General features: G+C 45.8%; 12 protein-coding genes and 1 pseudogene. 8 read left to right on the forward strand and 5 right to left on the reverse strand.

Going from position 1 to position 19,058, the window contains the following annotated elements; all coding sequences use genetic code 11:
* Positions 1 to 38: 38 nt before the first annotated feature.
* The 7 genes and pseudogenes from AB4512_RS08280 to tadA all read left to right on the forward strand — a co-directional run bounded on the left by AB4512_RS08280 (position 39) and on the right by tadA (position 6,999).
* Positions 39 to 587: a GspH/FimT family pseudopilin gene (locus tag AB4512_RS08280; RefSeq protein WP_017059871.1), complete on the forward strand. Its 549-nt coding sequence runs from the start codon at positions 39 to 41 to the stop codon at positions 585 to 587.
* A gap of 43 nt (positions 588 to 630) precedes the next feature.
* Entirely contained in the window at positions 631 to 1,197 is a 567-nt protein-coding gene (locus AB4512_RS08285; protein ID WP_372174743.1) for a pilus assembly protein PilW, read from the forward strand.
* Entirely contained in the window at positions 1,194 to 2,504 is a 1,311-nt protein-coding gene (locus AB4512_RS08290; protein WP_372082507.1) for a hypothetical protein, read from the forward strand. Before AB4512_RS08285 ends, AB4512_RS08290 begins: the two co-directional genes overlap by 4 nt.
* Positions 2,494 to 2,943 (forward strand): prepilin-type N-terminal cleavage/methylation domain-containing protein, encoded by a 450-nt coding sequence (locus tag AB4512_RS08295; RefSeq protein ID WP_017059874.1) that lies wholly within the window; start codon positions 2,494 to 2,496, stop codon positions 2,941 to 2,943. The genes AB4512_RS08290 and AB4512_RS08295 overlap by 11 nt, the downstream gene beginning before the upstream one ends.
* 298 nt (positions 2,944 to 3,241) lie before the next feature.
* Entirely contained in the window at positions 3,242 to 4,804 is a 1,563-nt protein-coding gene (locus AB4512_RS08300) for an AbgT family transporter (protein WP_017059875.1), read from the forward strand.
* Positions 4,805 to 5,018: 214 nt separating this feature from the next.
* Positions 5,019 to 6,308 (forward strand): hemolysin family protein, encoded by a 1,290-nt coding sequence (locus AB4512_RS08305; RefSeq protein WP_372082508.1) that lies wholly within the window; start codon positions 5,019 to 5,021, stop codon positions 6,306 to 6,308.
* A gap of 86 nt (positions 6,309 to 6,394) precedes the next feature.
* Positions 6,395 to 6,999: pseudogene (gene tadA / locus AB4512_RS08310) on the forward strand (tRNA adenosine(34) deaminase TadA).
* Between the two features lie 61 nt (positions 7,000 to 7,060).
* Here the strand turns inward: tadA and AB4512_RS08315 are convergent.
* On the reverse strand, positions 7,061 to 7,192 hold the full coding sequence (locus AB4512_RS08315) for a hypothetical protein (protein ID WP_017059878.1): 132 nt from the start codon (positions 7,190 to 7,192) through the stop codon (positions 7,061 to 7,063).
* Between the two features lie 316 nt (positions 7,193 to 7,508).
* Positions 7,509 to 9,077 carry a membrane-bound lytic murein transglycosylase MltF gene (mltF, locus tag AB4512_RS08320; RefSeq protein WP_372082509.1) on the reverse strand — a complete coding sequence of 523 codons (1,569 nt, stop codon included), beginning with the start codon at positions 9,075 to 9,077 and terminating at the stop codon, positions 7,509 to 7,511.
* 329 nt (positions 9,078 to 9,406) lie between these two features.
* On the opposite strand from mltF, the gene purL reads away from it, so the two are divergent.
* Complete coding sequence (gene purL, locus AB4512_RS08325) at positions 9,407 to 13,330, forward strand: phosphoribosylformylglycinamidine synthase (RefSeq protein WP_137001235.1); 3,924 nt, start codon at positions 9,407 to 9,409, stop codon at positions 13,328 to 13,330.
* Positions 13,331 to 13,702: 372 nt separating this feature from the next.
* Here purL and AB4512_RS08330 read toward each other — a convergent pair whose 3' ends face one another.
* From AB4512_RS08330 to AB4512_RS08340, 3 genes are all read right to left on the reverse strand, one after another.
* The gene (locus AB4512_RS08330) at positions 13,703 to 16,807 is read right to left on the reverse strand and encodes an efflux RND transporter permease subunit (protein ID WP_372174744.1); all 3,105 of its coding nucleotides are present in this window, start codon (positions 16,805 to 16,807) and stop codon (positions 13,703 to 13,705) included.
* The gene (locus AB4512_RS08335; RefSeq protein ID WP_032545691.1) at positions 16,804 to 18,126 is read right to left on the reverse strand and encodes an efflux RND transporter periplasmic adaptor subunit; all 1,323 of its coding nucleotides are present in this window, start codon (positions 18,124 to 18,126) and stop codon (positions 16,804 to 16,806) included. Before AB4512_RS08335 ends, AB4512_RS08330 begins: the two co-directional genes overlap by 4 nt.
* A gap of 124 nt (positions 18,127 to 18,250) precedes the next feature.
* Positions 18,251 to 18,589, reverse strand: a complete 339-nt coding sequence (locus AB4512_RS08340) for an EF-hand domain-containing protein (protein WP_102428270.1) — start codon at positions 18,587 to 18,589, stop codon at positions 18,251 to 18,253.
* Between the last annotated feature and the right edge of the window lie 469 nt (positions 18,590 to 19,058).

The following is a 19,058-nucleotide window of genomic DNA, read 5'->3' on the forward strand; positions in this document are numbered from 1 at the left end:
AGTACGGTTGCTCAAGTTATTACATAGGAATTTGGGAAATGACTCGCGGGTTTACGCTATTAGAGCTGCTGATTACTGTAGTGGTGCTTTCAGTGCTACTGGCTGCGGCTGCCCCTAGTTTTAGTTCTTTGTTGGCTTCTTCTAAACTGCAGCGCTTAGCCCCTGAGGTTCATAGTTTTCTTATTACTGCCCGATCAGAAGCGGTCACTCGTAACCAAGAGCTTTATGTTTTGTTCTTGGTTTCAGGTGCCTTAGGTGGAACCGAAAGTTCTGATGGTGATTGGGATATGGTGTTGAGCAGTTCAACATTTTACGTTTCTGATAATGTACTTATGCATCTTGATGGTTCGGCATATAGAGGTATAAAAGTAGACTTTAATTTCTCCAATAGTACTTCAATTGCGATCGATAACGTCAGGGGACGTTTTCGAGACGGTAATGTTTCACTCGCCTCCACGAATGCGCTGTCGGATGTACTTTCAATCATCGCATCGAAAACGACAGGGCGGATCCGAATTTGCAGCAGTGACCCAAACAGCGATGGGCGCAATAGCATAGGTCATTATGGTTATGAGATCTGTGGCTAGGAGTGTTCAAGGTAGTACCTTGGTCGAAATGTTAGTGGCCTCTGTGATCGGTGTGATTGTTATCGGTACTATCGGCTCGGTATTTGTTACCAACCAACGTTTGAGTTCAGAAAAGAGCTTGGAGCTGCTCTTATCTCAGAACCTATTCGCTACTACTCAAATGATGAAAGAGGAGCTCTGGCGAGCCGGTTATGATGCAGACTCTGGACAATCAGTGAAGCTATCGGGCGCTGCCAATACGATTTATACCTTTCAATCCAGTGCCAGTGAATCTTACGTTGGTTTTGTTTATCGACAAAACAGCGCATCTTCGGCCTATCGAAACATTGTCTATCAATTTAAGGGTAATAAGCTGAACTATTGCCAAGAAGAATCTTCTTATTTATTAGATATCACTCAGATTACGTCATCTGGTTTGGGAGCAATGACATGTGAAAGTTTGTTTTTCGAAAAGCAAATAGAAGTAGAACTTTTTTTGGTTTCTGTAACTGAGTTATCTAACAGTCTGGCAACCTCGCAAAGAGTCGATATCGCTCTAGAAGCTTCTCTTGTGAATGCAGATGAAAGTCAGAGAGTAGTGACTTCAGTGGTACAAAGGAATTGGCAATGATGCGATTAAAGCAAAATGGAGCGGTAACACTACTTCTAGTCAGTATTCTATTGATTGGTGTGCTGATCGTTTCTCTTGGTAGCTTTAAAACCACTTTTTACCAAATAAAGCGTGCTCAAAACGAGGTTCAAGCTCGCAAAGAACATTGGACCGCCGAGGGGGGATTGGAGTGTGGTCTAAGCGTTATTATTGAAAACAGCAGTACCGCGATCCCAGGTGATCTCCTGGATTCCTGTAGCAACAAGCTTTCTTCATTAGATAAATCATCCGATAACGCTAATATCCTTGTCTCAACCGCCAACAGAACATCGATTAATAAAGAAATTCGATTTTCTAATGATTCGGGTTTGGGGGCCATACAAGCAATATCGGCTCTCGAAATTATTTCCGAGGACATCATGGATATCGACCCTGAACTCAGTGAAACCAGTAACAACGGTGTATATGAGTGTGTGGCAGTTCGGTTTTTCGACTCTGTTATACACACCAAAGGTACAGGGGGGAGCTTAACCACCGTTTCTAATCCTGAGAATGCACCTGCAGATTTTAGCGCTTGTAAAGATGCGGTAACTGACTTGAGTGAGAGCGCAACGATTACCGCATCGGGTAGTGATCCTAGCGGTGCTTTTATGAGTGATTACGTTCATGACACCAATCTAAATGGTTTCGAAAACTACTTCGGGGTAAAGAAAACAACGGACAATATCAACGCCCTTAAAAGTAATGAATATGAGGTAATAAACCTATTAGAGACGGATTCTCACGGGAATACCGTGCATGTAGATTTCGATTCAAACACAAATAAATACGTGGGCAAGGAGTGCAGTACTCGAATCAATGATGCCTTTTCAGCTGGTAAAACTAAGGTGTGGGTCATTGGGGACTGTGTAGTTTGGCACCCAGCCATTAATATTGTGGATAGTGCAGGAACGATCACACCACGATCTTTAGTGGTCGAAAATGGGATTTTCGCAAATGGAAACGCCAGTGTACTTGATGGTGCTTTTTATCACTTGAATGACATGAGTGTCTTCAAGGACGCTTCAGGTGCTGAAAAAAACACGGACTTTCTTGCTGATAGTTGGGATAAGTTACCAGCAACGATGGATTACTCTTTATTGGTTGAAGAAAATAGTACCTATATAGCTAACGCTTCCTTCTTCCCTAAAGGAGGCATATTTTTGGATTCAATCGGGGGGCTTTCTACGATTAAAGGCTCGATGAATCTAGATTATCGAGGAGAATACAACCCGCATGATGAACCTGTCGAAATACAGTGGAAAAAGGGCTCATGGAGTGATTTCTAACCAGCGTGGTTTTAGTTTACTTGAAGTACTTATCTCTTTTCTACTGGTGGGCGTGGCCGCGTTAGGCATGGTCAAGCTGCAGACCTACACTGAGCAGAAAGCCGACTATGCGATTCAGAGTATCGAAGCGCTGCATTTTGCAGAAAGGCAGATGGAGTATTATCGAACTCGGGCGTCTAATGCGAGTGGGGCGGTAGGTTTAATTCCTTTTTCAGAACTAAATCAGGCGAGTCATTGTCTCAACACAGCAAGTTCAGATCCTTTATCCGGTTTGTCGGGGTCTGCCTATGCCATGACTTGTGAAGTGACTAATGCAAACGGTGCTCTGTCTAGCGCATTAAAAAGCATTACTGTCACAATTGCATGGCAAGATCGTATGAACCACGCACAAAGTATTTACCTCGAAACTATGCTCTCCAAATACAGTGAGTTTGATTGACCCTCAAGCAAACGTTTACTGCATGCCAAGGCTCATGCTACCCCTTTTACTGATAATTTTCACTCCTCGGACATTGTTTACGTGCTAGTTAAAAATCTGTATATGGAATGGTGTTTTTTATGTTTTTATATTGTTGTGGTTGTATGGTATTTTTGCAAAATATGTCTCCATTTATGGAAAATTAGGTGGAATCTTGTGCTTTTTAACAACGACTTTAATAGAATATGTGCTGTACCAATAGGCCGTGGTCAAAACTTATATTAGGCCTAAACAAAACAACATCACATATGGAGTTACAATGAGTAACCAAGCCGTAAAAAAAGCACCATCGACTGAGAAGATCAGTGGTATGGACCGCTTTCTAAACTTCATTGAACGCGCCGGCAACAAAATTCCAGATCCAGCAATCCTGTTCTTCTGGGCTCTAGTTATTGTATGGGTAGCATCTGCACTTTTATCGAATCTTTCATTCGACTTAATCAACCCTCAAACGGGTGCTGCTCTTGAAGTAAACAACCTACTAACTGGTGAAGCGCTTGCTAGCTTCCTAGCGAATATGGTTACCACGTTCACAGGCTTCGCACCTCTAGGCATCGTACTTGTTGCTATGCTAGGTGTTGGCGTTGCAGACTCTTCAGGCTTCATTACGACTGGCCTTAAGAAGATGCTTAACTTCACGCCAGCTAAGCTACTAACGCCGATGCTAATCTTGGTTGCTATCGTGTCTCACACAGCAGCTGATGCAGGTTACGTTCTAGTAATCCCTCTTGGCGGTATCATCTTCCACGCTGCGGGTCGTCACCCTCTAGCGGGTATTGCAGCAGCGTTTGCTGGTGTATCAGGTGGTTTCTCAGCGAACTTTATCCCTTCAGGTATTGATCCGCTACTAGCTGGTTTCACTCAAACAGCGGCAAACGTTCTTGACCCTGCATATGTGATCAACCCTCTAGCGAACATCTTCTTTACTGGTTTGTCTTCAATTCTAATTGTGGCAATTGGTTGGTACGTTACAGAGAAAATTATCGAGCCTCGTCTTGCTAATACGCCTGTAGATGAAGATGCAGAACAAGCACCTGATCTAGGTACGTTCACAGCCATTGAATCTAAAGCATTCAAATTCGCTGGTTGGGCAATGGTTGCCGGTATTGGTCTGCTTATCGCGGCTCTAATGCCTGAAAACTCAGCACTTCGTTCACCTGAAGGCGAATTAACGGCGTTCTCAGCACCAGTAATGAAGTCTATCGTTCCTCTGATCTTCATCCTGTTTATTATTCCGGGTATCGTCTACGGCCGTGTAGCGGGTACATTCAAGAATAGTAATGATGTTATCAAAGCAATGTCTGAGACGATGGCAACGATGGGCGCATACATTGTAATGTCGTTCTTCTGTGCTCAGTTCCTATCTGCATTCGCTCAATCAAACATCGGTACTATGCTGGCACTTTACGGTGCTGAAGGCTTGAAAGCGATGGACCTTCCAGGTGAAGCAACGGTTGTTGGTATGATTCTACTAACGGCTGCAGTTAACCTTCTTGTTGGTTCTGCTTCAGCTAAGTGGGCACTGATTGGTCCTATCCTAGTTCCAATGCTAATGGTTGTGGGTATCTCTCCTGAGCTATCTCAAGCGGCTTACCGTGTAGGTGACTCAGTGTCTAACATCATCTCTCCACTAATGGTGTTCTTCCCACTGGTTGTTGTTTACTGTCAGCGCTACGTTAAGTCGACAGGTATCGGTACTCTAGCTTCTCTAATGATGCCATTCTCGATTGCGATGTTAATCGGTTGGTCTATCTTCTTGCTAGCTTACTGGGCTCTTGGTATCCCACTAGGTATCCAAGCACCTTATACTTACACAATGTAAGATTGAACTAAGCAAAACTAAGCTTTATTCATTGCTAAGCCCGCACCGAAATGTGCGGGCTTTTTTTCGCTATTTTTTCCGTTTTTTATATCCAAGGTTTTTATATCCAAAACTTTCTATATCCAAAACTTTTTATATTCAAAATAAAGGCACTCAGCTTATACTCCGGATTACGGCTAATTGTTGGCCGGTAAATTTAGGAAATCCAAGCCACATGAAAATTCTGCTTTTAGTAGGGTTAATTGTTTTAAATGGTCTGTTTGCCATGTCTGAGATTGCATTGGTAGCAGCAAAAAATAGTCGGCTGAAACGCTTAGCCAAAAAACACCGCTCCGCTCAGGTTGCTCTTGATCTCAAAGAAAACCCAACCCGCTTCCTCTCTACAATCCAAATCGGTATCACGGTAATCGGCCTACTCAGCGGGATTGTGGGTGAGGCGACGCTATCGGCTCCACTAGCCGTTCAACTTGAACTGTGGGGAGTAGACCCAACACAAGCGAACATCTTGTCTACTGCGGTTGTGGTGGTAGGTATTACTTATTTCGCTATCGTTGTCGGTGAGTTGGTACCAAAGCGTTTTGCTCAGTCTCAAGCTGAAAACATTGCTGTGTTAGTCGCGCTGCCAATCTTCTGGTTATCTAAAATCGCGACGCCGTTTGTGTTTGCGTTGTCGGCTTCAACGGAAGGTATTCTTAAGTTGATGGGCCGAGGCGGTGAAGAAGATAGCGTTACCGAAGATGATATCCATGCACTTGTGAAAGAGGGCTCAGAATCGGGTGTGATTGAACGCGGCGAACAAGAGATGATTCGTAATATCTTGCAGCTTGATGATCGTCTTGTGAGCTCATTGATGACTCCGCGTCGAGACATCGACTTTCTGGATGTCGACCAACCCGTTGAGCAGATATTAAAGAAACTGCGTTCATCAAAACACAGTGTGTTTCCATTGTGCCAAGATCACCTCAATAAAGTGGTGGGTACAGTGTCAGCCAAAGCCTTGCTGAATCAGGCGGGCAATCTAAGCATTCAAGTGATCATGGGGCTGTCTCGCTCGCCGATCTATGTTCCAGAATCGATGAAAGCTCTGCGTCTACTTGGCTACTTTAAAGAGTCGGGCACCGAGATGGCATTCATTGTCGACGAGTATGGCGATGTTCAAGGTCTTGTGACTCATTACGATATTCTTGAGGCGATTGCTGGCGAGCTATCGAATAATCCGAACGATCTTTGGACCGAGCAAGTGGAAGACGGTTTGTTGGTGGATGGATTGATTCCTATCAGTGAACTGAAAAACCGTTTAGAGCTATCGGATTTTGAGGGCGAAAGCGAGAGCTTCCAAACGCTGAATGGCCTTGTGACATGGTTAATAGGGCGCTTACCGGATGCAGGCGAAGTTGTTCAATACCAGCAGTGGCAGTTTGAAATTATCTCTGTTGAGAACAATCGCATTGTGAGTATCAAAGCGACGCCAATAGCCGATGACATAGAAGACGCTAATAGCTAACAGTTCGACCAACCAGCAAGCGGCAATGGTTCATTGTCTGTTGTTGTCTATTACCTCTTTATTGTTCATTATCTCTAAGATTAGGTATGCTTCACCGCATACTTATTTTCGTTTTTATCCTTTGTTTCTGGAGTTCCCTTTGTCAGACCATCAATTCACCCCTCAAGATGAAATCTTCATGCGACGCGCCATTGAGGTAGCTAAGCAAGCAGAGAGCGAGGGAGAGGTTCCTGTTGGTGCAGTATTAGTAAAAGATGGGGAGATTATCTCTGAAGGATGGAACCGTTCGATTGGCAGCCACGATGCTACGGCACACGCAGAAATTGAAACCTTGCGTAAAGCCGGTCAAACCTTAGAAAACTATCGGCTACTCGATACCACTTTATACGTTACGCTAGAGCCTTGCCCAATGTGCGCAGGTGCCTTGCTACACAGCCGAGTAAAGCGCATTGTGTTTGGTGCTCCAGACTTAAAAGCAGGCGCTGCAGGTACAGTGTTGAATTTGTTTGAAAGCCAAGCCTCATACCACTATGCCGACGTTGAACATGGTTTGTTAGAGGAAGAGTGCCGTGAGCAATTACAAGCGTTTTTCAAGCGTCGTAGAAAAGAGATAAAAGAGAAGCGAAAGCAAGAACGTCTGTTGGAAGAGCAGCGTTTAGAAGCAGAGATGAAGGCTGGCAATAAGAAATAGCAGCGTACTTTCGGCACTCTCTATCGCAAGAGTGCCAAGCAAACTGACTGAGTAACTACATTTACTCAGCAATCATCTGCATGAAAGCGCGATTGCGCCAAATGATCTTCTTCTTATTATTTGAAAGCATACGCTTACGACGGTTTGCAGCAACGGTCTTATCAAGGCGTTTCGATTTCAGTTTCTTCATCATTTCAATGATTTCCTATTTGTCGTCTGACTTTTTAGTTTGGACTAACGATTTAATTATAGTGTTATTCGTTTGTTTGGCCTGTCGCACGCTTGGCTTAAATAGAAGAGCAGTTCTAGTCTAAAGCCAGCATTGCAGTGCAACAGAGCATAATCTTGATTGTGGTGTGCCGTTGTAAGGTTCGATTGTTACTGCAATATGACACTCTAGATCTCATCATCATTTTCTTGCCTGCTTCCCTTATCCCTTAGTGACGAAAGAAGAGTCGAAAAAAGACAATAAAAAAGAGCAATGCTAGATGGCATTGCTCTTTTGGGTTTTACTGTGAAGGCTCAGAACTGCTTACTGTCGACTGAGCTGCGCTGATACTCGATTCAGCACCTGAGGTTTCTAAAGGTGGGATCACCACCAAACCTTCAAGGGTCGCTTCTTGTTCTTTATTGCGCTTATTTACATGGCCAATAATGCTTTGGTAATAACGGCGAATGTTTTCAACGTAGTTTCTCGCTTCATCACCACGCGCATACCCATATCGAGTTTGGCTGTAGTACTTCTTCTGTCTTAACAGAGGTAATCTGTCTTTCACATCGCCCCAAGCATCAGGATCTCCTCCTTGTGCCTTCGTGAGGCGACGCGCGTCCATCATGTGCCCGTAACCGACATTGTATGAAGCAAGTGCAAACCAGATCTTTTCGTGTTGAGTGATTGAATCTGGTACTCGGTTCACGATACGACGCAGGTACTCAACACCGCCTTGTACCGACTGGTTCGGGTCGAGACGGTTGGTTACCCCAACACTCTTCGCGGTGGGCAGTGTCAACATCATCATGCCACGAACACCCGTTGGTGAGCGCGCAACAGGGTTCCAGTGTGATTCTTGGTAGGCCAAAGCGGCAATCAAGCGCCAATCAAATTCTTGAGAGTACCTTTGAAATAGCGGCGACCATTTTGGCAACTTGCTGTCCAGTGCGCGGATAAAGGCACGAGTATCAACGTAGTCAAAAGTGCCGATGTGGCCGATGTATTTCTCTTCTAGTGAAGCCAGTTCACCAGACTGTTTTAGGTTACCGAAGAACTCAATCAGCAAAGCATACAGGCTTTCATCTTCCGATCTATTTAGGTACCAAGAGATAGGTTGGTCTTCTGTCAGCTCAAATGCCAAGGCAACATCTGGGTACAAACGTTGCGCCAGTGATAGCTCGATAGAGTCGGCCACTGTGAATAAACGTTCGCCTGTTGATACTTCTTTTAGCAGGTCATTGATGTCTGCATTGCCAACCGCGTCATAGATGAAGTCATCGTGCGTTTTCTGCAGCAGTTTGAGTGTTGGTTCAAAGTGTGAGTCTTTCACCACAACCAAAGATGGCGTTAATGTGTCAGTAGACGCCGCCTCTTCTGATTCAGTTTGTGCTTTAACAAAGTCAGCCTGACGCTCATTCTCGAAATTGATCAGTTGTTCAAGGTTTCTCGGTCGCCACTGGCCTTTTTTGTATACGACCTGTTGGCTTACGTAGTAATAAGCAGGTGCGGCGCGATAAGCTCGTGTCAGTTTGTTGTTTTGCGTTAAGCCGGTCGCGATAAGATCGATTTCGCCTTTCTGCAGTGCAGGGAACAAGCCAGACAAACGGTAAGCGGGTTTAACCTCAAGCTTTACACCAAGCTCCTGCGCAAATTCACGAGCTAATTCGTAATCCAAGCCAGCAGGACCATCAGGACCGATGTAATAAGAGAGTTGGTTATTTAGGGTGCCGACACGAAGAACGCCACGATCTCGTATCTGCTCAAGGACACTTTTAGGTTCAGATTCAATCTGGCATCCAGCCAACCCAAATAGGGCGATGGCGAGCAGAAGGAACTTAGACGAAAAGATGAGCGTAAATTTAGGCATCAAAATGAAATCTCGAAAAGTGGAAGCTCCTTTATACCAAACCCCGCAAGGCTGGCAAAGCAGGTTTAATTAAACAGTTGTAAAAGTGGTGATAAATGCAGCAAAAGTACCATTTACGCAGAAAGATAAAAAAAATCACGCAAACGGTTGCTTTTGGTGTTACGTCACAAAAAGAAATGCTTTATAATGCGCTCGCATTGAAGAGGTGGGATCGGCATAGGTTTTTAAACCTTCGGGAATAGCTTCGAAGAAAACAGTTAGGTTTTTCCTTTAACCCACTGAATTTATTCCAATACTACCTTAATCAACTGCATAAGAGACGTAAGCACATGAGAATTTTGCGTGGCTCCCCAGCTCTATCTGAGTTTCGTGTTAACAAGCTTTTAGAGCTTTGTCGTGAATTAAGCTTACCTGTAACAGGTATTTACGCTGAGTTTGCCCACTTTGCTGATCTAACGGCAGACCTAGATGAGTCTGAAGTTGAGAAGCTAGAAAAGCTACTGACTTACGGTCCAACGATTGAAGAGCATGAACCTGAAGGTTTACTGCTGCTTGCAACGCCACGCCCAGGCACTATCTCGCCTTGGTCTTCAAAATCAACAGATATCGCACACAACTGCGGACTGGCTAAAGTGTCACGTCTAGAGCGCGGTACTGCTTTCTACATTGAAACCTCTGCTGAACTTTCTGAACTTCAACTTGTTGAGCTGAAAGCAATCCTGCACGACCGTATGATGGAAGTGGTTTTCACTGACTTCGAATCAGCGGCGGCACTATTTACCGTTGCTGAGCCTGCTCCTTATGCGGAAGTTGACCTATTAACTGGCGGACGTAAAGCGCTTGAAAAAGCAAACGTTACCCTAGGTCTTGCACTTGCAGAAGATGAGATTGATTACCTTCTTGAAAGCTTCACTGAGAAGCTAGGTCGTAACCCGACGGACATCGAGCTAATGATGTTTGCACAAGCGAACTCAGAGCACTGTCGTCATAAGATCTTTAACGCTGATTGGACTATCGATGGCGTTAAGCAAGAAAAATCATTGTTCAAGATGATTAAGAACACCTTTGAAACGACACCAGAACATGTTCTGTCTGCTTATAAAGATAACGCAGCGGTAATGACAGGTTCTGAAGTTGGTCGTTTCTTCCCAGATCCAGAAACTCGCCAGTACAGCTACCACCAAGAAAAAACACACATCTTGATGAAAGTTGAAACGCACAACCACCCAACGGCAATCTCACCGTGGCCAGGTGCATCGACAGGTTCAGGCGGTGAAATCCGTGATGAAGGCGCAACCGGTATTGGTGGTAAGCCAAAAGCGGGTCTTGTTGCTTTCTCTGTATCTAACCTTAAGATCCCGAACTTCGTTCAACCTTGGGAAACTGACTTTGGCAAGCCAAGCCGTATCGTGACTGCTTTGGATATCATGCTTGAAGGTCCTCTTGGTGGTGCGGCATTCAACAACGAATTTGGTCGTCCAAACCTACTTGGTTACTTCCGTACTTACGAAGAGAAAGTAAACTCTCACGCAGGTGAAGAAGTGCGTGGTTACCACAAACCAATCATGCTAGCTGGTGGTCTTGGCAACATCCGTGATGAGCACGTTCAGAAGAAAGAGATCCCAGTAGGTGCAAGCCTAATCGTTCTTGGTGGTCCTGCGATGAACATCGGCCTTGGTGGCGGTGCGGCATCTTCAATGGATTCTGGTTCTTCTTCTGAAGATCTTGATTTCGCTTCTGTACAACGTGAAAACCCAGAAATGGAGCGTCGTTGTCAGGAAGTTATCGACCGTTGTTGGCAGTTAGGTGATGCGAACCCAATCGCATTCATCCACGATGTGGGCGCGGGCGGTATCTCGAACGCACTTCCTGAGCTAGTAGACGATGGCGAGCGTGGCGGTATCTTTAACCTACGTGACGTACCAAACGATGAGCCGGGCATGAGCCCACTTGAGATCTGGTGTAACGAATCTCAAGAGCGTTATGTAATGGCGGTTGCTGATAAAGACATGGCAACGTTCGACGCGATTTGTAAGCGTGAACGTGCACCGTACGCAGTGGTTGGTAAAGCAACTGAAGAACGTGATCTGAAATTAGAAGATTCACACTTCGACAACACGCCAATCGACATGCCAATGGACATCCTATTAGGTAAAACACCTAAGATGCACCGTGACGCGAAAACGCTAAAAGCTAACAACCCTGCGATTGACCGTTCTGGCATCGAGATGAACGAAGCGGTTGACCGTGTTCTTCGCTTGCCAACAGTCGCTGAGAAAACATTCCTTATCACCATCGGTGACCGCTCGGTAACAGGCCTTGTAGCTCGTGACCAAATGGTTGGTCCATGGCAGGTTCCTGTTGCTAACTGCGCAGTAACAGCGGCAAGCTACGACTCTTACCACGGTGAGGCTATGTCTCTTGGTGAGCGTACGCCAGTGGCACTTCTAGACTTCGGCGCATCGGCTCGTCTAGCGGTTGGTGAAGCAATTACTAACATCGCAGCGACCAACATCGGCGATATCAAACACATTAAACTGTCGGCTAACTGGATGTCTCCAGCAGGTCACCCAGGTGAAGATGCAGGTCTTTACGAAGCGGTTAAAGCGGTTGGTGAAGAACTATGTCCAGCTCTGGGTCTAACTATCCCAGTGGGTAAAGACTCAATGTCGATGAAGACTAAGTGGGAAGAGAATGGCGAGCAGAAAGAAGTAACGTCTCCGCTATCTCTTGTTATCACCGCGTTTGCACGTGTTGAAGATGTTCGTAAGACGATTACTCCTCAGCTTCGCACCCCTGATAACCTTGAAGGACTAGGTAATACAAGCCTAGTTCTTATCGACCTAGGTAACGGCAAAAACCGTATGGGTGCAACAGCACTTGCACAGGTTTACAAGCAGCTTGGTGACAAGCCAGCAGACGTAGACAACGCAGCGCAACTAAAAGGTTTCTACGAAGGCGTTCAAGCACTTGTAGCGAACGACCAAGTTGTCGCTTACCACGATAAAGGCGATGGTGGTCTATTCGTAACGCTAGCAGAAATGGCATTCGCAGGTCACTGTGGTGTTAATGCAAACATTGAAGCGTTAGGTGAAGACACGCTAGCAGCACTGTTCAACGAAGAGCTAGGTGCAGTAATCCAAGTCCGTAACGACGACCTAGACGCAGTACTTTCTACTCTTGCAGCTAACGGTCTAGAAGCATGTTCTCATGTGATTGGCAGCGTTGTTGGTGAAGGGGAAGCATCAGATGAACTAGTGATTAAGTCTGGCGAGTCTGTAGTGATTGAACGTAACCGTACTGAACTACGTACTATCTGGGCTGAGACAACGCACAAGATGCAAGGTCTGCGTGATAACCCAGTATGTGCTGACCAAGAACATGAAGCGAAGAAAGACAACTCGGACCCAGGTCTGAACGTGAAACTGAGCTTTGACGTAAACGAAGACATCGCAGCACCGTTCATCAACACAGGTGCTAAGCCTAAGATGGCGATTCTACGTGAGCAGGGTGTTAACTCTCACGTTGAAATGGCAGCAGCATTCGACCGTGCAGGCTTCGAAGCAACTGATATTCACATGAGCGACATCCTAACAGGTCAAGCGGTACTAGAAGAATACAACGGCCTTGTGGCATGTGGTGGCTTCTCTTACGGTGATGTACTAGGTGCTGGTGAAGGTTGGGCGAAGTCGGTTTTGTTTAATGACTCTACTCGTGACCAGTTTGAAAACTTCTTCAAGCGTGAAGATACCTTCTCTCTAGGTGTGTGTAACGGTTGTCAGATGCTGTCGAATCTACGTGAACTTATCCCAGGTGCGGAGTACTGGCCACGTTTCGTTCGCAACGAATCTGAGCGCTTTGAAGCACGTTTCAGCCTAGTAGAAGTTCAGAAGTCAGATTCTGTATTCTTCAACGGCATGGAAGGTTCTCGTATGCCAATCGCTGTTTCTCACGGTGAAGGCCGCGTAGAAGTACGTGATAACGACCACCTAAACGCGATTGAAAACTCAGGTACGGTTGCTCTACGTTACGTTGATAACAACGGTAACCAAACGCAGCAATACCCGAATAACCCGAATGGTTCGCCAAACGCTATCACAGGTTTAACAACGACTGACGGCCGCGTGACAATTATGATGCCTCACCCAGAGCGTGTATTCCGTACGGTTGCAAACTCTTGGTCTCCGGAAGGTTGGGGCGAGAATGGCGCTTGGATGCGTATGTTCCAAAACGCACGTAAGAACGTGGGTTAATTGAAAACGATTTAAACAGTGTTATCGGGACAATAACCACAAGCGCAGATCGAAAGGTCTGCGCTTTTTTTGGTGGTGAGTGTGGTGTAGGGATCACCGTATAGTGGATGTGTGTATAACAAACTTTTGGACAGAAATGAGTTTTGGAAAATCAAACATTAGCAAATGACTAATAACTTCAGGTATGACAAATAACTAAACCTGATAGAAAAACTGCCACCAAAGAGCAAAAGACAAGACCTGACCCTATTGTTTTTTGTACGCAAAAAAACAGCAGTCAGTGATAGGGTTTAATCGCCAAATAAATTCTACGCAAACTACCATTTTCATGCCGGGCTAAATGACATGGTTCAGCATGCACTCCCAAGGGCCTCAAAGGGAAGATTGAGCACCTTCTGCCCATTTGGTCAGCTTTAAATCGTCCAAAATAAGCAGCACGCAAGGCACAACAATTGACGCTAGTAACGTAGCCGAGACTAAGCCAAACGCAATACTGGCAATTAACGGGATCAGAAATTGCGCTTGCGTACTGGTTTCGGTTAACAGTGGAAGCAATCCTGCAAATGTGGTTAACGAGGTGATAAATATCGCTCTAAATCGGTCACGTACCGCCTCTCGACAAGCGTCTATCAAGCGCTCGCCTTGGGCGATATTCTTCTTAATAAAATTGACCAACAGAATGTTATCGTTAACGACGATACCCGCTAAGGTAGCAAAGCCAACCAAGCTTGGAATAGTCAAATCGAACCCCATGCCCAAGTGCCCCCATACCACACCAATCCAGCCCATAGGGATTGCCAGCAGCACAGCAATCGGTTGAGTGTAGCTTTGTAACAGGAACACTAAAATAAGATAAATCCCCACCACGCCAAGAGCAAAGAAGGTCGCCAGCGAGGAGCCCGTATCTGAGCTTTCTTTATCCTGACCTTGCGAGGTGAAGGTGATGTCTGGGAATTTGTGTTGAGTTTGCGAGACAAATTCGCTATTGAACTGCAGCATGATTTCACGCGCATTGGCAACCCGCGTATCGATATTGCCTTGCACAACCACAGTGTTCATCCCATTAATGCGGTGAATTCGCGAGAAGGCTTGTTTTCTGTCAAACGTCGCAACACTTGATAATGGAACTAGGGTTCCATTGCCTGCCGTCACCATCAAGTTATTCAACTCATACAGGCTAGCTTGGTGCGTAAACTCATCCAGTCTCACACTAATATCCACCAGCTCGCCTTGTTGGAAAACCGTCAGATCAGTACTGCCTTTTACCGCGCTGCGCAGCGTTTGAGCAATGTTGGAAGCATTAACTCCCATCACGCCAGCTTCATCTTTAAGGTTAACGTGAAATTCGGTTCTGCCCTCACGCAGATCGGTGGAGAGGTTATAGACACCGTCAAATCCCTTCAACCATTTCACCAGCGAGCGGCTGACTTGATTGAGCTCTTGTAACGACTCACCCTGAACCCGAATATCAATGCCATTGCCAGCAATGCCCCGTTCTTTATCGGTAAACTTGAGTGAAACCACATCCGCCGTAGGGCCTACTTTTTGTTTCCAATCTTGGATCAGATCTTTAATGCTCTGCTGCCTAAATTGCGCTGGCAATAGATCGGCACTGACGGTTGCCATATGCGGCCCCGACTCATTAGCATCAGCATTTGAGTTGAACATGATCGTGGTGCTCGCGACCAAAGGTTTTGAGCTTGGGTATTTCTCTGCGTATTCTTGGTTGAGTTCATCAAGCGCGTTTGAAACCTTCTCCACCACCGCCTCTGTCTGGCTCAGTAAACTGCCTTGAGGGAGCAAGATACGCGCCTGCAGCACATCACTTTCCAAGGCAGGCATGGCTTTGAATTTCAGCCAACCTGACGAAATGGAAGCGGTTGAAATCATCACCACCATCACCAATATCCCTACTGAAAGATAAGGTGCATTCATCGCCTTGACACTCACTGGCACAAAGAATCTGTCTCTGATGTTTTCAAAACCGGCAATGAACTTGTCCCGTATAGGATTAGAGCGAGATTCAGTATGGCTATGTGCCAAATGAGACGGCAAGATCAAGAAAGCTTCTATCAGACTAACAAGCAAGGTAATCAATAACACGATGGGAATATAGCGTAGTACTTCGCCCATCTTGCCTGTGAGAAACATCAGCGGCCCTATCACCATGATGGTGGTAGCAAACGATGCAATCACACCTGGGAAGACTTGTTTGGTACCTTCAACTGCAGCGTCAAACGCGGGTAGCCCTTGTTGCCTCTTGGCAGCGATGTTTTCTGCAATGATCAACGAGTCGTCCATTAGCAGACCAATCGCGACAATCAGCCCGACCAGCGTCATCATATTCAGGGTATAACCGAGAAGTTGTATCGCAAAAATGGCGCCAAGGAATGAAACCGGCAGCCCCATGGTGACCCAAAAGCTAAAGCGAATATTAAAAAACGCCCACAACATCAAAAATGCCAGTGCTAATCCCTGTGCGCCATTGCTGGTGAGGATTCTCAGACGCTCAATAATATTGGTGCTGGAATCTTGGGTGATGGTTAAAGCGACGCCTTCAGGGGCTCTCGCCTGTTCTTTTTCAACGATGCTGACGATCGCATCTTTGACCGTTAAGGTATCTTGAAATTGCGTTTTGGACACCTGAAGCAAAGCGGCACGCTGACCATTGAACAGGATTTGATTTTCATCGCTAGTGAACTTCTGCTGAATAACGGCAACATCACCGAGGCGAACCTGAGTCCCCGTCTCACTGGATTTAATCACGATATTTTCGAAGTCTCTGACGTTGCTGCCTAAGTGGTCGAAGCGGACGCTGATCTCTTCCAAGTCATTACTAAATACGCCAGCAGGAGTGCTGATACTTTGCTGTTGTACTAGATTGGACAAGTCGGACACACTCAGGCCGTACTGCTGCAACTTCCACTGCGATACGTGAATTTCTATTTCTTGATCCGCAAAACCGCTCACGGTCACCTGAGCGATCAATGGGCTCTCTTTTAACTTGTGCTTAATTTGTTGGGCATAGAGATATAAGTCCCTATCTGACATATTGCCGGTAATCGCGACACTGGCCACCGTTGCCACTCGGTCCAGTTTCGACACCGTGATCTGCTCAACTCGATCCGGAAAATCACTGATGGCGTTAACGTGCTGCTGAATATCGCTGGTTAAAGTGTCAATGTCTTCATCATCGCCGATTTCCACATTGGCGATGACCAAACTCTCTCGGGCATCACAGCTTAACTCTTTAATTCCACTCAGCTTATCGAGAGAATCTTCCAACGGGTAACACACTTCTTCCATCATCTCAAAAGGTGACGCGCCCGGATAAACGATCCGAACCTCAATATTTTTGGTCGGCGTCAACGGAAAAGTGTCTTTCTGCAGTTTGGGCAAGGCAAAAGCCCCTAACAGCAGTACCGCCATCATCAGGACATTGGCGCCAGTGGTGTGCCGAGCAAAAAAAGCGATCATAATTTGCCCTCTTTCTGAATCGCGTTTAGGGCTTTAAATCCGCTCTGCGTATCCAACCAAAGGCCGATTTTCTCATCCGGTTGCGGTTGTAAAGCCATCCCCTCAACGGCGGGTGAAAGTTTACTTAGCACAACCACATCACCGAATTCCACGCCAGATTTGATCACCGCAACCTGCCCTTGGACGAAATCTATCCTGACAGGTTTGCTTTTCAGTTTACCTTCAGAGACAGTGTAAACTTTACCATCATGGATGGCGTTTATCGGTAGCAAGACTTGTTGCTCCATCATTGGTGCTTTAATCGTGACTTTAACGAAAGTCCCACGAATAAGTGGTGGCTTCTCCCCGGGAATGGCTTGCTGATAGGGCTGATTTACTTGTGCAACCAGGCTTTGGCTTTGAGTCTGAGCATCGATTTCACCGCCGGAGCGGCTGATCTCGGCAGGCCAAGTAATTACTTTATCGCCTGCTTGGAGCTCGACTGTCGCGCTCAAGTTGCTATGAACATCTTCGTCAAGCGAGTCAAAGCGATTGGAATTTCTTAGCGGACGCATTTTACCAAGCGGAAACTGCGCGCGAACCTCAACGGCATCGATGTCATCCGCTTTGAGCAGCAATTCCCCCTTGTTGACATACTCGGCGAGTCCAACCAAGGTTTCGACAATGCGAATATCAAATGGGGCTTTAATTACGGTTTGTTCGAGATCTCGGTTTGCAAGTGCTAGTTCCGTTTGCAAAACCTTTTGCTGCGCTTGATTAATTGCCAGTTGGTTTTTCTGTGTCTGGAGCTGTTGCTGGCTGCTGAGCAAGTCTTTGGTCGCGCGGTCTTTCTCTGTTTTGGAGATATGCCCGGTTTCACTCAATTTGATTGAGCGGGCATATTCTGACTGTTGTACCTCAAACTCTTTCTCTGCAATCTTGAGCGAATCGATAATGGTCTGATTCGTTAGCATTAGCACTTCAAGCTCAGCTTGCAAACGGGCAATAGTAAGTTGATAAGCGGTGGGGTCAATTCTAAGGAGTTCGCTGTCTTTGCGGATAATAGCGCCCGTTTTGTATTGCTCAGAAACCCACACAACCGCGCCGTCAAGTTCAGACTGTGCCTGCCAGTCTTGAACAGACTCGGTATGTCCATATCCGATGGCAGAAGGTTGGATATTTCGCGGCTCGACTTTCAACACCCGAACCACCTTTTTAGCAGCCGTATTACTCGCATTAGGCGGTTCAGCCTTCATCCCTGGTGCGATCACCAATAACGCGATGCCCAACAAAACAGGAGGAACAAACAGAGCCCTTTGTAACCAGCTATACCTAGTCATAGCGATTCCCTTACTATATATTAGCTTTTCCTTAAGCAAAAGGTAGCACACCAACATAAGCGGATTTGCTTCCTTGATCTCAAAATAAGTCAGGCCTCACAAATGGAGGCCTGATTGAATTGAGCTACTGATTGTTTTTGCCTTTGCCCATGGTATTTTTGGGGTTCACCATGCCTTGATGAGCATTAAACTCTTGTTGAGAGATAGCGCGATCCGCGTTGCTATCTAACGAAGCAAAACTGTGGCTTTGATTGATATTTTTCAACGTACGTCCCTCTTCTGCTCGCTGGGCAATACGTTCTGAGCGTGCTTGATTGAACTCGGCTTCGGTTATCTTGCCATCACCATCGAGATCAAACTGTGAAAATACTGGGCGTGACATATTGTTATTCATGCCACCAGCCATTGCTCCGAAGGCAATAACGATACCGAGTAACGCGATTATCGTGCTTTTGATTTTCATGACGTTTTCCTTCTCTTTGTTTCACTACTTAAGAATATACTAATGTAAGTAAGATAACGTCATGTGATGTAAAGGTATGTAAAGATGGCTAAGTAGATATCGATTTATGTTCTTATCGGTTTGTAAGCGCAGCGCAACAGAAATTATGAAACTTCTGCCGCTAGTACTCTGGTAAGAGTACAGGCATAGCTATGTCCAAATGGTTTTCAAATTATCCCAAACTTTCAGCCACCGAAACCGAAACCGAAAAGCCAATGATATAAAATCCCTAGTTTCGAAAAATATGGCGATTTTTAGACATTCAGAGTGTTTTCGAACTTTTGCCCAGCAGTTTGCCTTGCAAATATCCAACAGACAAGGGATTACTTTTAGTAGGGCAAATACATGTTAACATTCTGTTAACTCTGACTGGTAATGGGGCAATAATGATTCCCAGAACATACAAAAAAGCCGCTGGATTGAACCCCAG

Origin of the sequence: Vibrio sp. 10N.222.52.B7 (genome assembly GCF_041474275.1) — a bacterium.
Classification (GTDB): domain Bacteria; phylum Pseudomonadota; class Gammaproteobacteria; order Enterobacterales; family Vibrionaceae; genus Vibrio; species Vibrio crassostreae_C.

Coding starts and splice junctions, on each gene's coding strand:
- purL (WP_137001235.1), top strand. CDS start 9,407: ATGAGAATTTTGCGTGGCTCCCCAGCTCTATCTGAGTTTCGTGTTAAC.
- AB4512_RS08305 (WP_372082508.1), top strand. CDS start 5,019: ATGAAAATTCTGCTTTTAGTAGGGTTAATTGTTTTAAATGGTCTGTTT.
- AB4512_RS08290 (WP_372082507.1), top strand. CDS start 1,194: ATGATGCGATTAAAGCAAAATGGAGCGGTAACACTACTTCTAGTCAGT.
- AB4512_RS08340 (WP_102428270.1), bottom strand. CDS start 18,589: ATGAAAATCAAAAGCACGATAATCGCGTTACTCGGTATCGTTATTGCC.
- mltF (WP_372082509.1), bottom strand. CDS start 9,077: ATGCCTAAATTTACGCTCATCTTTTCGTCTAAGTTCCTTCTGCTCGCC.
- AB4512_RS08335 (WP_032545691.1), bottom strand. CDS start 18,126: ATGACTAGGTATAGCTGGTTACAAAGGGCTCTGTTTGTTCCTCCTGTT.
- AB4512_RS08300 (WP_017059875.1), top strand. CDS start 3,242: ATGAGTAACCAAGCCGTAAAAAAAGCACCATCGACTGAGAAGATCAGT.
- AB4512_RS08330 (WP_372174744.1), bottom strand. CDS start 16,807: ATGATCGCTTTTTTTGCTCGGCACACCACTGGCGCCAATGTCCTGATG.
- AB4512_RS08315 (WP_017059878.1), bottom strand. CDS start 7,192: ATGATGAAGAAACTGAAATCGAAACGCCTTGATAAGACCGTTGCTGCA.
- AB4512_RS08280 (WP_017059871.1), top strand. CDS start 39: ATGACTCGCGGGTTTACGCTATTAGAGCTGCTGATTACTGTAGTGGTG.